The sequence below is a fragment of the Apilactobacillus sp. EABW-1NA genome (genome assembly GCF_030398685.1).
Classification (GTDB): Bacteria; Bacillota; Bacilli; order Lactobacillales; family Lactobacillaceae; genus Apilactobacillus; species Apilactobacillus waqarii.
Map to the genome: position 1 here is coordinate 62419 of NZ_JAPDKO010000007.1, position 11609 is coordinate 74027.

Below are 11609 nucleotides of genomic sequence, written 5' to 3' on the forward strand. Positions count from 1 at the left end.
ACTTTTATTCTACTCATGGAGGCTATATTATGGCACTTACAACTGCTGAAATGTATTTTTTAATTACTAGTAAGTCCAAAGATAGCCGCGTAATGCTAAAAAATGTTCGTCTACGTGCTTATTTAGTAGACAGCTGTTTGTTAGACTTAGCGGCTGCAGGTGTAATTAAATTAGGTGAAGATAACCGAATCGAGATAATCGACAATTTACCACACAAGTTATACTTCTTGAACTCTTTTATGGATTTAATCATCCGTAACAAGAACGAAGACGTGGATACAATCATGGCAAAACTTTTGCAAAACATTGATGTAATGAAACACACTTACATGGCGTTAGGCGAACAGTTCTATGAAGGTGGCCACGTCTTGGAAAAAAAGAAGGGCTTAGTGCACAAGGTGAGAACCTTTGTACCAAAGAACCAAACTAACCAAGAAATTATCGATGCCATCTATGATCAAATGATGGGTTCAGCTCCAATGACAGTTAACGTTTATTGCTTAGCTAAGATGCTAACCGTTAGCCGTCAATTAAAGCTATGTTTTAAGAGTCGTGAACGTCGTGTGATTTGCACAAGACTAAAGAGACTATCTGAACATCCTGAATACAATCATATTCAAGAATTAATCGATACTTTCGGGGAACATATGAGAAACGTTGCTGCTTTGGTAGCCAAAGAGCAACCAGCCTCATACATGACCAAGACAAAGACAAGCACAATCTAAAAAAAGACTCAGCGATTGCTGAGTCTTTTTTATTATCCTTTGAAGTCTAAAATGAATTCTTTATCATTAGTTTGCTTAATTTTGATGTTCCAAAGCGGTGTAAATACGATACCATCATCGTATTCAATGGTTAGTTGAGCATCATCGTAAGCCTTGCCACCATCGTTTTCGGCCAAATATCTTACAAATAAGATGGCGTCTCTTTTTTGATCAAAGAAGGGTAGCATATGGTCTTGGTAGAAAATGGTGTAATCATGAAAAGTTATTTGAGGCATTGCAGTCTCCTATTTTAAAAGTCAGATTTTAGTTCATAGTGGGTAGCATCGATTTCTTCGATTGAAACGTATTCGCCACCATTTGGATGAAACGTTAATTGGTCGTTATCGACATCAACTACTAGTAATAATTCGCTTCCGGCGTTGAATGCTAGTCTTTCGTTATTTTCATCGAAATAACCGTCGATTTTATCGTCGTCGTATCTTAAATGATACTGTCTGATTTGAACTTCTCTCATTTAAATCTCCTTGCCCTATACGGGTTGGTATTCATTGGCGATGATGCGGTAGGTCTTATCATCTACTTTTTTAATGGTAACGCCTGATTGTGGTAGCAATACTAGGCGTTCATTTTTGAATCTAATCTTGATTCTGACTTCACCATCTAAATTAAAAAAGGTTAACCCTTCTTCGTTGTTGGTGTAAGTAGAATGGGAAGAATTAAACATGAAAGTGTAATCCATAAATTGCAATTTATCCATTGTAATTTCCTTTCTATGTATTAGACAGAATGTTAACATTTCATGTCTAATTACTCAACAGCGACTAGGTTAACCTTGTTTGTGCCATCAATTGCACTGATATCTGCGATTAATTCATCGATTGTGCCATCCATTTGACTCAAGTCCAGTGAAATCACGACACTGGCTGAATCATTGATGGGGATGTTTTGGTTGATTGTTAAGATGTTGGCATCACGGTTTGAAATGGAATTTAAAACCTTGGATAAGATACCACTTTTATGACTTAATAAAAATGAAATAACGGCCTTTCGTTGCCATGATGATTGTTGGGCTTCGTAAACGTAGTCCTTGTACTTGTAGTAGCTAGCACGACTGATGCCGACTTGTTTCACGGCTTCACTGACGTTTTTAACTTCCCCGTTATCAATCATTTTTCTTGCTTCAATGACCTTCCCGAATGCTTCTGGTAGAAGCGAGTCATCGACAATATAATACTTACTGATTGTTCTCACCACCGTTAGTTCATAATTTCAACATTTTTGATGCTGAATTTTTCGAATCGTTTTTGCAACGCTTCTATTATTTTATCACGTCTATCTGCTGAATTACTAATGATTATTAGCGTTGATCCACTTCCGCTGATATATACGACAGAATCGTTTTCTTTGACGATTTTTTTGACCTCATCAAAGCCGTTGATTATTTTTTTACGGTAGGGTTCATGCAAACGGTCGTCGATGGCGTCTTTTAGTTGTTTAATGTCACCCGTTGATAGGGCGTTTAACATCGCTAAACAATGTGATAGTTGATGGGCTACCGTTGTTGTTTTGACTTCCTTTGGAACAATCTTTCTGGCTTCGTTGGTTGAGACCTTGAAGTCCGGAATGACGGCAGTGAAGTAGTATGAATCATCTACTGGGTACTTGATGACGTCGTAGTGACCATTACTATCTTCAAAGGCCATACATAATCCACCGTAGATGGCGGGAGCGACGTTGTCGGGATGACCTTCCATGGCAGTGGCGATTTGGAGAATGACATCCTTATCGACATCTTCTTTGAAGTATTCAAACGCACCGATGATTCCAGCAACGATACAAGCAGATGAACTACCTAGACCACGGGATTCCGGGATTTCACTTTGAATATCGATGGAGATGGTAGGAACTTCTCGTTTTAAATGTTTACAACCTTGGATAAAACCTTGATAGACCAGATTGTCTTCATTTTGGAATGCTTCGTCACAACCGGTGATGCTAAATTTATCAGCATCTTCAATTTTGACAGATGTAAACAGGTTGATGGCCATGCCTAGACAGTCGTAACCCATCGCGATATTTGCGCTAGTTGCGGGAACTCTTACTTTTATCATTTTCAAACACATCCTTTATTGTATCAACCACCAATTCTTCCATTTCTTCAGGATTGATTTTGTCAGGGACAATAGCTTCATCGTGCCAGATTTGTCTTAGTTGTTCTGGAATTTCGATTCCAGTCTTTTCAACTAATAGATCACTAGTTTCAATTGGATTTTGATGGTGTTCGCCGATGATGGCATCAGCAACTGCGTCAACAAATTTATATGGACTAGCTGTACTTAGCATTACGACAGGTGTATCTGGATAATTAGCTTGTGTTTCACGTGTAACACGGTATCCGGAAGCAGTGTGCGGATCCATTAGGTAGTGATATTTTTCAAAGACTTCCTTAATGGATGCTTTTATTTCTTCATCATCACTGTATCCGCAGATGAAATCTTCTTTGATGGATGCCAATATTTCTGGAAGTACTTCATACTTGCCATCGTGCTCTAAGTCATCCATTAGAGCCTTTACATAATCAACGTTTTCACCGCTCTTGTAATACAAAAGACGTTCGAAGTTGCTAGAAATTTGGATATCCATACTTGGCGCAATTGTCTTAAAAAATGGACGGTTACGATTATAAACACCATTTTCAAAGAAATCTGCTAAGACTTTATTTGAGTTACATGCAATTACTAGTTTCTTCACGGGTAGTCCTAATAACTTGGCGTAGTATCCGGCTAAAACATCACCAAAGTTTCCGGTAGGGACGGTGAAGATGATTTCGTCCCCAACGTTTATTTTCCCGTTTTTGACCATTTGCTTGTAAGCATCGAAATAGTAAACGATTTGTGGCACTAAACGACCGATATTAATTGAGTTAGCACTTGATAGTGAGTTGCCATCATCAATTTTTTCCTTTAGTGCTTGGTTGTTGAAGATTTTTTTGACGTTAGTTTGCGCGTCGTCAAAATTACCATTGATAGCAGCAACTCTGGTATTGTAACCCTTAGTGGTCAACATTTGCTGTTTTTGTACCATGCTGACTCCGTTTTGTGGGTAGAAGACCATTGCCCCCATCTTGTCGACATCTTTAAAGCCAGCAAGGGCAGCAGTACCGGTATCACCACTAGTAGCTGCTATTACCATTACGTGCTTGTTTTCAGGTAGACATTGTTGCATTAGTTTTGGTAATAATTGAAGTCCGACGTCTTTGAATGCACAGGTAGGACCATGGAATAATTCTAGAACTGAGAAATTATCGACATCTTTGATAGGAGTGACTTCGTAATCATCGAAACCATCATCATATGCTTCATGGATGCTGTTAGCGATTTGGAAATCTGAAAAATCAGGTAGCAATGTTTTAACAACATCGAAAGCAATTTCTTGGTAACTTTGGTCGATAACTTTATCGATATTAATATTATGATCTGCTAAATCTGGTAGAACGAATAAGCCGCCATCGTCTGAAAATCCTTTGATAATCGCATCAAAAGAACTAATTTCGACATCTTTGTCTCTTGTACTAGTATATTTTTCCATAATTTATATCCTCCTGTGTGGTTGAAAAAGATTTGATTACATGATAATCTGTTTATTAATAAAAAACAAGTGTTTATTATATACATACAAAAGAAAAGATGTGATCGGATTGGATATCGCAATTTTAGGACTTGGAACAGTCGGTGGTGGGGTCAAAGACATCATCGATAAAAGCCCGCGCCTAAAGGAAAAGTTAAATGTAGCATCCATTTGGGTGAGAAAAGAAAAGGTGGACGCAACACAAAACAAGACGAATGATTATCAATCAATTTTGGATAATGATGATATTAAGGTCATTGTCGAAACCTTGGGTGGCATTCAACCAGCCTACGAGATGATTATGGATGCTTTTAAGGCGGGCAAAAATGTGGTCACTGCCAATAAGGCGGTCGTGGCAAAATATATGGAAGAATTTATCCATGAGGCCAAACAAAACCACGTGTCATTTCGATTTGAACCCAGCGTTGCCGGCGGAATTCCATGGATTCAAAATCTAAAACGGGTCCTTAGAATTGATGATGTTCAATCAATCGGTGGAATTCTAAATGGGACCAGTAACTTCATTATCGATGCAATTGTGAACCAACACGTCAGTTTTGACGAAGCACTGAAGCAGGCACAAGATTTAGGTTACGCTGAAGCTGATTCGACAGCCGATATCGATGGTTATGATGTTGAAAATAAGTTATGTATTTCTACTGATTTAGCGTTTAATACACTTGTTAAACCGGGTGATGCAATCAAAAAAGTCGGTATAAGAAACCTATTAAAGGAAGATGTTGATTTCTTCTTGGGTCGTAATATGAATATCAAATTGATTGGGCAGGCTAGATTGTACAATCAAGACAAACTAGCGATTTCCATCGAACCAACCCTATTACCGGTTGATAACACTATTGCGACCGTTAACGGTAACTTAAACTACGTCCAACTAACTGGGGATACCATCGGACCACTTGGTTTTCTAGGTCAAGGGGCCGGAAGAAAGCCAACTGCCAACGCCTTGTTACAAGATGTCGTTGATATTTTAGAAAGTAATCCGTACTACGACATTGACGGTAGTCATCATTTAGTAATCGATAACAATAACTTTTCGGCGGAATACATCCTAAGAACTGAACTTGATCTTAGTGATTTACAAGATGTTAGTAATTTAGAAGGTAAGTACTGGCACCTAGCTAACCAAACTATCGAATCAGCCCACATGCTATACCAGGAAGTCCTTCAAAGAGATAATAAAGCAATCATGTTTAGACAATAAAAAAGCAGCTTAGCGATTAGCTAAGCTGTTTTTTTATTTTAGTACCAGTGGTGTCTTTGCCAGAATTTCTTGGCGTTAACCCATGAACCGTAACGACTAGCAACGTATCTGTTAGCAGTTAATTCTTGGTTCTTCTTTGATTTGTCACCATGTAGGTAGCTGATATCTAATTGGAACTTACCGTAACAAACACCGTTTCTTGCATGATATCTGTTAGTTGATTCGTGAAATGAAATCCAGCGTCTTGCGGCGATGTTTTTCTTGCTTAGATGCTTTTCAGCAACATGTTGCCAGTTAACTGAGGCATCAGCATGAATGTCGTTTTTAGCGAAATTAATTGCAAATAAAATTAATAATGATGTAAATGCGATTACTGTGAATTTGATAAAAGATTTTGTAACGTTATTCAAGAAACATAACTCCTTTATATATACCTTAAAAATTTTTTCTTTCGATTTCTTATGATGGTTAATACTATATCGAAGTTATATATCAGTAACGTTATTACATGGTTACAGTTATATTATTAATTGTTACATTGCTGAAACAAAAGTCAAAAAAACACTGGTATGACAACAATCATACCAGCGTAATTTTTATCAATTATTCAGAAATTTCATCCATATTTAGGCCTAAAGCGTCGGCAACGCGTTTACCATAGTCATGATCTGCACGGTAGAATAGCTTAGTTTGACGTACTTTTGTATCATGGCTCTTAACGCTACCTAGGTGTTTCTTGATAGCTTGAATTAAGCGGTCTTTTTCATCGTCTGAGTAGACGTGATATAGTGCACCAGCTTGTGAGTATGGGTCTTCGTCATAGGTCTTGTAGCTGTTAGCTTCGCCTTCAACTGCAAATGGCTTAATCTTTGCATGAGAATCTTCGCGTGGAGCATCTTCATATTGATTTGGTTCGTAGTTAACGTCACCATTTTGACCTTGGGACATATAACCGTCACGAGCATAGTTATGAACTTCGTTTTTTGGACTATTAACAGGAAGATGTTCGTAGTTGGCACCTAAACGGTATCTAGCGGCGTCTTTATAAGCAAATAAACGACCTTGTAATAGTTTATCCATTGAAGGTTCGATTCCTGGAACTAGGTTAGCAGGAGAGAATGATGCTTCTTCAACATCATTGAAGTAGTTTTCAGGGTTTTCGTTTAATACGAATTCACCGATTTCTTGTAGTGGGTAGTCCTTGTGAGAAACGGTCTTAGTAACATCAAAAATGTCGTATTTGTAGTTTAATCCTTCTTCATAAGGAATTAATTGGACACATACTTTCCACTTAGGGTAGTCACCATTCTTAATACGGTCATATAAATCCTGAATTAAGTAGTCAGTGTTTTCAGAAGCGACCTTGGAGGCTTGGTCTTCGGTCATGTTCTTAACGCCTTGTTCTGAGATGAAGTGGTACTTAACCCAATAAGCTTCTCCTTTGGCGTTAACCCACTTGAATGTATGTGAACCGTAACCATTCATGTTAGCGTAGCTAGCAGGGTTACCACGGTCACCCATTAAATAGGTTACTTGGTGAAGTGATTCAGGTGAGTGTGACCAGAAGTCCCATTGCATGTCTTCTGAACGAAGATGGGTAGCAGGGTCACGTTTTTGTGAGTGAATGAAGTCTGGGAACTTCAAAGGATCATTAACAAAGAAGATAGGTGTATTGTTACCAACGATGTCGTAATTTCCTTCATTAGTGTAGAACTTCATTGCGAAACCACGCACATCTCTGATGGTATCAGGATAACCTAATTCACCAGCAACTTCAGAGAAACGAATGGTAAGAGGTGTTTGCTTGCCTTTACCGTTGAACAAGTCTGCTTTTGTATAATCGCTCATGTCACGGGTAAGAGTGAACCCCCCCTTAGCACCGGCACCTTTAGCGTGGACTACTCTTTCTGGAATACGTTCACGGTTAAAGTGAGCTAATTTTTCAATTAATTGGTAGTCTTGTAATAAAACAGGGCCACGATTTCCGGCAGTTAATGAATGATTATTATCTGCCCATGGTTGACCTTCATCAGTAGTTAGTTTGGTCATGAATAATTCCCCCTTTATGTTTATACACCAACATTGTAATGCTAAATAAAAACTTATGATAATATATGCTCAAAATTTTAATGATTTTTTTAATTTTTATCGTTCATCATGTTTAAAATGAGTTATAATAATATTGATTATTAGTTTATAATCATTATAAATAATGAAAGAAGGTACTACCATGCCATTCGATCCTACTGACGCACAAGATGTATATAAAGATGCGGGAAAAAATGTATTATTTACGACATTAACTATTAATAGAAGTAACGCCGACGATGACCGTGAAAAAGTTGTCGAATTAGTATCTAGAGAACAAGCCATTTTACGTTCAATGAATATCAGATATCCGGAAGAACATTTGAAAGTAGCGTTTGGGTTCTCTAACTCAGCATGGGATTATCTATTTGCTGACGCGAAGAAGCCACAAGAATTAGAGGACTTTAAACCAGTGAAGGGACCTAAATATACTTCACCATCAACACCAGCCGATTTATTTATCCACATTCGTGCAGATTCAGAAGCAGTTGTATATGAAGTTGCTAGTCAAATTAGAAATTACTACCGTGATTTTGCAACCGTTGAAGATGAAACAAAGGGATTTAGATATTTTGAAGGTCGAGCTATCATCGGGTTTGTTGATGGGACTGAAAATCCTGAAATTCAAAAGGCATCAGGATACGCTATTATTGGGGATGAAGATCCTGACTTTGAAAATGGTTCATACGCATTTGCCCAAAAATACATCCACAACATGGATGCTTGGAATGCATTAAAGACTGAAGACCAAGAAAAGGCTATCGGTAGAAAGAAATACTCGGACTTGGAACTAGAAGATGACGAAAAATTGGAAAATTCTCATAACGTCGCATCTCAAGATAACGACGATGGTGTTGAACACAAGATTGTCAGAATGAATGTCCCATTCTCAGATCCTAGTTCAGGTAAGACTGGAACATACTTCATTGGTTATGCTAGACATTGGACAGTTACTAAGCGCATGCTTGAAAACATGTTTGGGCAATCCGACCGCTTACTAGATTTCTCTGATCCAGTGACTGGTAACGTGTTCTTTATTCCTTCTATGACAACGTTAGACCAAATCGTTGAAGGCGAATTACCAACTAAATAATTACCATTTATTTATGAGAGCGTTGATTAAATTCAACGCTTTTTTATATAAAATTTTACGAACGATTACTTAATTTTGTATAATAATCTTTGTGAAATTTTAATCCAAAACTTTTCACAAAGAAAAAAACATACATTCGGTGTATAACTAGAAGAATTAAAATTTTTTTGATCTATATATATGCCCGAAAAATCAATAATTATCGCCATTTTTTAGTTTTCCACCTCATGTGGATAACTCTGTGGATAACATTGTGGAAAAGAAAGTTACACGGAAAACGTGGTGCTGTTAAACGCCTATGTTGCAGTATTTATTGAGTGTTACACGGGTTAAAATGGCATATACACAGTTGTGGATAACTCGTGAAAAGCCTTGACAATCTGTGGACAATATTAGTAGTAGTTAACAACATTTCCACATACTAAATATAGTGTTTCTAAAATTCAAAAAGGAGATTTCACAAATGAATATTAAACTAGTTGTGGTTGGAAAATTAAAAGAAAAGTATTTTAAGTCCGGAATTGATGAGTACAGCAAGCGTTTATCACGTTTTTGTAAGTTTCGGATTATTGAAGTTCCAGATGAGAAAGCGCCTGAATCCCTTAGTGAATCTGAGATGCAAGATGTCATGGATAAAGAGGGAACCAGAATATTAGATAAGATTGCTGACAAGGAGTATGTATATGCGCTAGCTATTCTTGGAAAAGAGCGTGCATCTGAAGAATTCGCCAAAGAAATTGATAAGTTGGCCACATATGGTCATTCAGATATCACTTTTGTAATCGGTGGATCACTTGGTTTAGCACCAAAGGTTTTAAAACGTGCTGACACTCAAATTTCATTTGGTCGTTTTACTTTGCCGCATCAATTGATGCGCTTGGTATTAACCGAGCAAATTTATCGTGCCTTCATGATTAATGAAGGCAGTCCATATCATAAATAAGACACAAAAAAACACCCCAAAGTTTTGTACAAACTTTGGGGTGCGGTGCACAGAAATTGTCGTTTTTTTATTTGCAATAATTACTTGTTTTTTATTTACATGTAATATATAGTTTACATATGGAACATATATATTACCTAAATTAATATAAAAATCACAGGATAATCAGGGGAGTAACATTTTGGAAAATCGTGTTAGAGAAATACGCATAAAGGAAAATGTGCAGCAAAAGGATCTGGCGAAGTCTGTTGGTATCTCCCGCCAAACGTTAAGTTTGATTGAAAAGGGAGAATACAATCCGAGCTTGAAGCTATGTTTCAACATTGCCAAAGCACTAAAAACAGATTTAAATACCTTATTTTGGAATGAAGGAGTGGAATAGCCGATGAAAGAATCATTGTTTATAAAACTAGTTAAATATTTTTATGGAATTAGCAAACCGTTTGATGAGTTTGCCAGGGACGTCATTAACGACGCTGGAAATAAAATCGCCATTGGGTTAATGGTATATCTTCTTATGTCAGCATATGCATTGATGGTATTGATAAGTTGGTTCAGTCCTATGAATGTAGTAAATGGTTTAATCATTGCTGATACCTTTGTTTATTTGATTGCAAGTGCATATATGAGTAGAATCATTAGAAAAAATAAATTGGATCGCTATGAATTTGATAATGAAGAAGAACGAAAGATTTATGGTAAAAGATTTATTATCAGTAGAATATTCACGACGGTATTGACTTTGTCACTTGCTATGTATCCAATTTCGGTTTGGTTTAGATATTTAGGAATGTCCGAAAGTATTTTGCCATCATTTATTGGTTGTTTTATTGGTATTTTGGTGGCAATCTATACTCAATATTGTCGTCAATTTAAAAAATGAGGTGAATGAATATGAAGGAATCTTTTTTTACTAAGATGATTAAATTTGTTTACGGTATTAATGAACCGTTTGATGAATTTACTAATAAGGTAATTTCTGAAGCGGCCAACAAGGTGACTTTCGGACTGATTATCTTTCTGTTTGTTTCAATCTTTGTATCACTTGGAATAGGGAACTTTTACGATACTTCCGATATTGCGATTGGTATGATTTTTGCAGATTCAATAGCCATTTTAATTGCATTAACATATATGGATATCGTCGTGAAACGCCATGGATTAGATGAATATGATTATAGTAACGACAGTGAACGAAAAATAGCTATCAGAAGTTTTATCATTCAAAATTTAATTACATTAGTAGCTATAATGACGACTCTTATTTGTTTCAACTTAATTTTGGGCGGCCACTTCGACTTTATTCTCTTTGTTATATATCCAATAGCGTTTGTTGTCTCAACGTATTTAGGATATCGTCGTAATTTTAAATAATAAAAAAGCTTAGGGCGCATGAAACTGCAACTATTATTTTGAACAAATAAATAAAAGCAGCTTTCTAACTATTTAATTGGGCAACTGATTTTCTGTATTCTACAGGTGATTGGTTGCCTAATTTTGTTAGTATTCGTTTATTATTCCAAAATTTGATATAATTATTTACATACTTGATTGTATCCGCTAAACCTTTAGGTTTAGTTTGTGTGTATATCATTTCAGTCTTTAGATTGGCGTGAAATGATTCGATGATGGCGTTATCAGCTGGCGTGCCTTTTCGGGACATGCTTCTGATGGCGCCTTTTTTACGTGCTAATTCATAAAATTCACGTTAAGTATAAGTGGAACCTTGATCACTATGAATAATAGCTCCATTTAAATAGCCTAATTGATTTAATGTATCTAAGGCCAATTGGGTATTTGGATGATTAGAAATTTTATGAGCAATGATTTCCGAATTAAAACTATCCATTATTGTAGAGAGATATAACATCTTATTTCCGCAAGGAATATAAGTGATATCAGTAGTTAATT

17 protein-coding genes are annotated in these 11609 nt (G+C 36.6%); 7 read left to right on the top strand and 10 right to left on the bottom strand.

What is annotated here, in order from left to right; all coding sequences use genetic code 11:
- The first annotated feature begins 29 nt into the window (after nt 1-29).
- The gene (locus OEZ61_RS03265) at nt 30-725 is read left to right on the top strand and encodes a GPP34 family phosphoprotein (RefSeq protein ID WP_041153168.1); all 696 of its coding nucleotides are present in this window, start codon (nt 30-32) and stop codon (nt 723-725) included.
- Between the two features lie 32 nt (nt 726-757).
- Here OEZ61_RS03265 and OEZ61_RS03270 read toward each other — a convergent pair whose 3' ends face one another.
- Genes OEZ61_RS03270 through thrC form a run of 6 tightly spaced genes read right to left on the bottom strand, consistent with a single transcriptional unit; the run spans nt 758 to nt 4313 of the window.
- Entirely contained in the window at nt 758-1000 is a 243-nt protein-coding gene (locus OEZ61_RS03270) for a hypothetical protein (protein ID WP_217303989.1), read from the bottom strand.
- Between the two features lie 14 nt (nt 1001-1014).
- Complete coding sequence (locus OEZ61_RS03275) at nt 1015-1239, bottom strand: hypothetical protein (protein WP_094750703.1); 225 nt, start codon at nt 1237-1239, stop codon at nt 1015-1017.
- 15 nt (nt 1240-1254) lie between these two features.
- The gene (locus tag OEZ61_RS03280; RefSeq protein ID WP_248601013.1) at nt 1255-1482 is read right to left on the bottom strand and encodes a hypothetical protein; all 228 of its coding nucleotides are present in this window, start codon (nt 1480-1482) and stop codon (nt 1255-1257) included.
- A gap of 50 nt (nt 1483-1532) precedes the next feature.
- A complete protein-coding gene (locus OEZ61_RS03285; protein ID WP_198178086.1) occupies nt 1533-1967 on the bottom strand; it encodes an ACT domain-containing protein in 435 nt (144 codons plus the stop codon).
- 14 nt (nt 1968-1981) lie between these two features.
- Nucleotides 1982-2836, bottom strand: coding sequence for a homoserine kinase (thrB, locus tag OEZ61_RS03290; protein WP_248601012.1), 855 nt, complete (start codon nt 2834-2836; stop codon nt 1982-1984).
- Complete coding sequence (thrC, locus tag OEZ61_RS03295) at nt 2808-4313, bottom strand: threonine synthase (RefSeq protein ID WP_290046922.1); 1506 nt, start codon at nt 4311-4313, stop codon at nt 2808-2810. The genes thrB and thrC overlap by 29 nt, the downstream gene beginning before the upstream one ends.
- Before the next feature lie 109 nt (nt 4314-4422).
- Here thrC and OEZ61_RS03300 point away from each other — a divergent pair, with 109 nt between their 5' ends.
- Complete coding sequence (locus OEZ61_RS03300) at nt 4423-5574, top strand: homoserine dehydrogenase (protein WP_290046924.1); 1152 nt, start codon at nt 4423-4425, stop codon at nt 5572-5574.
- Between the two features lie 38 nt (nt 5575-5612).
- Here OEZ61_RS03300 and OEZ61_RS03305 read toward each other — a convergent pair whose 3' ends face one another.
- Nucleotides 5613-5912, bottom strand: a complete 300-nt coding sequence (locus tag OEZ61_RS03305; RefSeq protein ID WP_225426076.1) for an aggregation promoting factor surface protein — start codon at nt 5910-5912, stop codon at nt 5613-5615.
- A 265-nt stretch (nt 5913-6177) separates the two neighbouring features.
- Nucleotides 6178-7623, bottom strand: a complete 1446-nt coding sequence (locus tag OEZ61_RS03310) for a catalase (protein WP_290046925.1) — start codon at nt 7621-7623, stop codon at nt 6178-6180.
- A gap of 181 nt (nt 7624-7804) precedes the next feature.
- Between OEZ61_RS03310 and OEZ61_RS03315 the strand changes: the two genes are divergently transcribed.
- The 5 genes from OEZ61_RS03315 to OEZ61_RS03335 all read left to right on the top strand — a co-directional run bounded on the left by OEZ61_RS03315 (nt 7805) and on the right by OEZ61_RS03335 (nt 11072).
- The gene (locus tag OEZ61_RS03315; protein ID WP_034531312.1) at nt 7805-8755 is read left to right on the top strand and encodes a Dyp-type peroxidase; all 951 of its coding nucleotides are present in this window, start codon (nt 7805-7807) and stop codon (nt 8753-8755) included.
- A gap of 463 nt (nt 8756-9218) precedes the next feature.
- Nucleotides 9219-9698 (top strand): 23S rRNA (pseudouridine(1915)-N(3))-methyltransferase RlmH, encoded by a 480-nt coding sequence (gene rlmH, locus OEZ61_RS03320; RefSeq protein ID WP_034534967.1) that lies wholly within the window; start codon nt 9219-9221, stop codon nt 9696-9698.
- 178 nt (nt 9699-9876) lie between these two features.
- On the top strand, nt 9877-10080 hold the full coding sequence (locus OEZ61_RS03325) for a helix-turn-helix transcriptional regulator (RefSeq protein WP_051592260.1): 204 nt from the start codon (nt 9877-9879) through the stop codon (nt 10078-10080).
- Between the two features lie 3 nt (nt 10081-10083).
- The gene (locus OEZ61_RS03330; protein WP_034534972.1) at nt 10084-10581 is read left to right on the top strand and encodes a DUF3278 domain-containing protein; all 498 of its coding nucleotides are present in this window, start codon (nt 10084-10086) and stop codon (nt 10579-10581) included.
- Between the two features lie 11 nt (nt 10582-10592).
- Entirely contained in the window at nt 10593-11072 is a 480-nt protein-coding gene (locus OEZ61_RS03335) for a DUF3278 domain-containing protein (protein WP_034534973.1), read from the top strand.
- Nucleotides 11073-11136: 64 nt separating this feature from the next.
- On the opposite strand, the gene OEZ61_RS03340 is transcribed toward OEZ61_RS03335, so the two are convergent.
- Together OEZ61_RS03340 and OEZ61_RS03345 are read right to left on the bottom strand one after the other, a co-directional pair.
- Complete coding sequence (locus OEZ61_RS03340; RefSeq protein WP_290046928.1) at nt 11137-11361, bottom strand: IS3 family transposase; 225 nt, start codon at nt 11359-11361, stop codon at nt 11137-11139.
- Between the two features lie 45 nt (nt 11362-11406).
- Nucleotides 11407-11609, bottom strand: a 203-nt coding sequence (locus tag OEZ61_RS03345) for a DDE-type integrase/transposase/recombinase (RefSeq protein WP_290046930.1), incomplete at its 5' end; no start/stop codon positions are given.

Excerpts from the sequence above, each read along its gene's own strand:
- OEZ61_RS03330 (WP_034534972.1), top strand. The coding sequence starts at position 10,084 with ATGAAAGAATCATTGTTTATAAAACTAGTTAAATATTTTTATGGAATT.
- OEZ61_RS03340 (WP_290046928.1), bottom strand. The coding sequence starts at position 11,361 with ATGTCCCGAAAAGGCACGCCAGCTGATAACGCCATCATCGAATCATTT.
- OEZ61_RS03270 (WP_217303989.1), bottom strand. The coding sequence starts at position 1,000 with ATGCCTCAAATAACTTTTCATGATTACACCATTTTCTACCAAGACCAT.
- thrC (WP_290046922.1), bottom strand. The coding sequence starts at position 4,313 with ATGGAAAAATATACTAGTACAAGAGACAAAGATGTCGAAATTAGTTCT.
- OEZ61_RS03310 (WP_290046925.1), bottom strand. The coding sequence starts at position 7,623 with ATGACCAAACTAACTACTGATGAAGGTCAACCATGGGCAGATAATAAT.
- thrB (WP_248601012.1), bottom strand. The coding sequence starts at position 2,836 with ATGATAAAAGTAAGAGTTCCCGCAACTAGCGCAAATATCGCGATGGGT.
- OEZ61_RS03265 (WP_041153168.1), top strand. The coding sequence starts at position 30 with ATGGCACTTACAACTGCTGAAATGTATTTTTTAATTACTAGTAAGTCC.
- OEZ61_RS03280 (WP_248601013.1), bottom strand. The coding sequence starts at position 1,482 with ATGGATAAATTGCAATTTATGGATTACACTTTCATGTTTAATTCTTCC.
- rlmH (WP_034534967.1), top strand. The coding sequence starts at position 9,219 with ATGAATATTAAACTAGTTGTGGTTGGAAAATTAAAAGAAAAGTATTTT.
- OEZ61_RS03335 (WP_034534973.1), top strand. The coding sequence starts at position 10,593 with ATGAAGGAATCTTTTTTTACTAAGATGATTAAATTTGTTTACGGTATT.
- OEZ61_RS03275 (WP_094750703.1), bottom strand. The coding sequence starts at position 1,239 with ATGAGAGAAGTTCAAATCAGACAGTATCATTTAAGATACGACGACGAT.
- OEZ61_RS03315 (WP_034531312.1), top strand. The coding sequence starts at position 7,805 with ATGCCATTCGATCCTACTGACGCACAAGATGTATATAAAGATGCGGGA.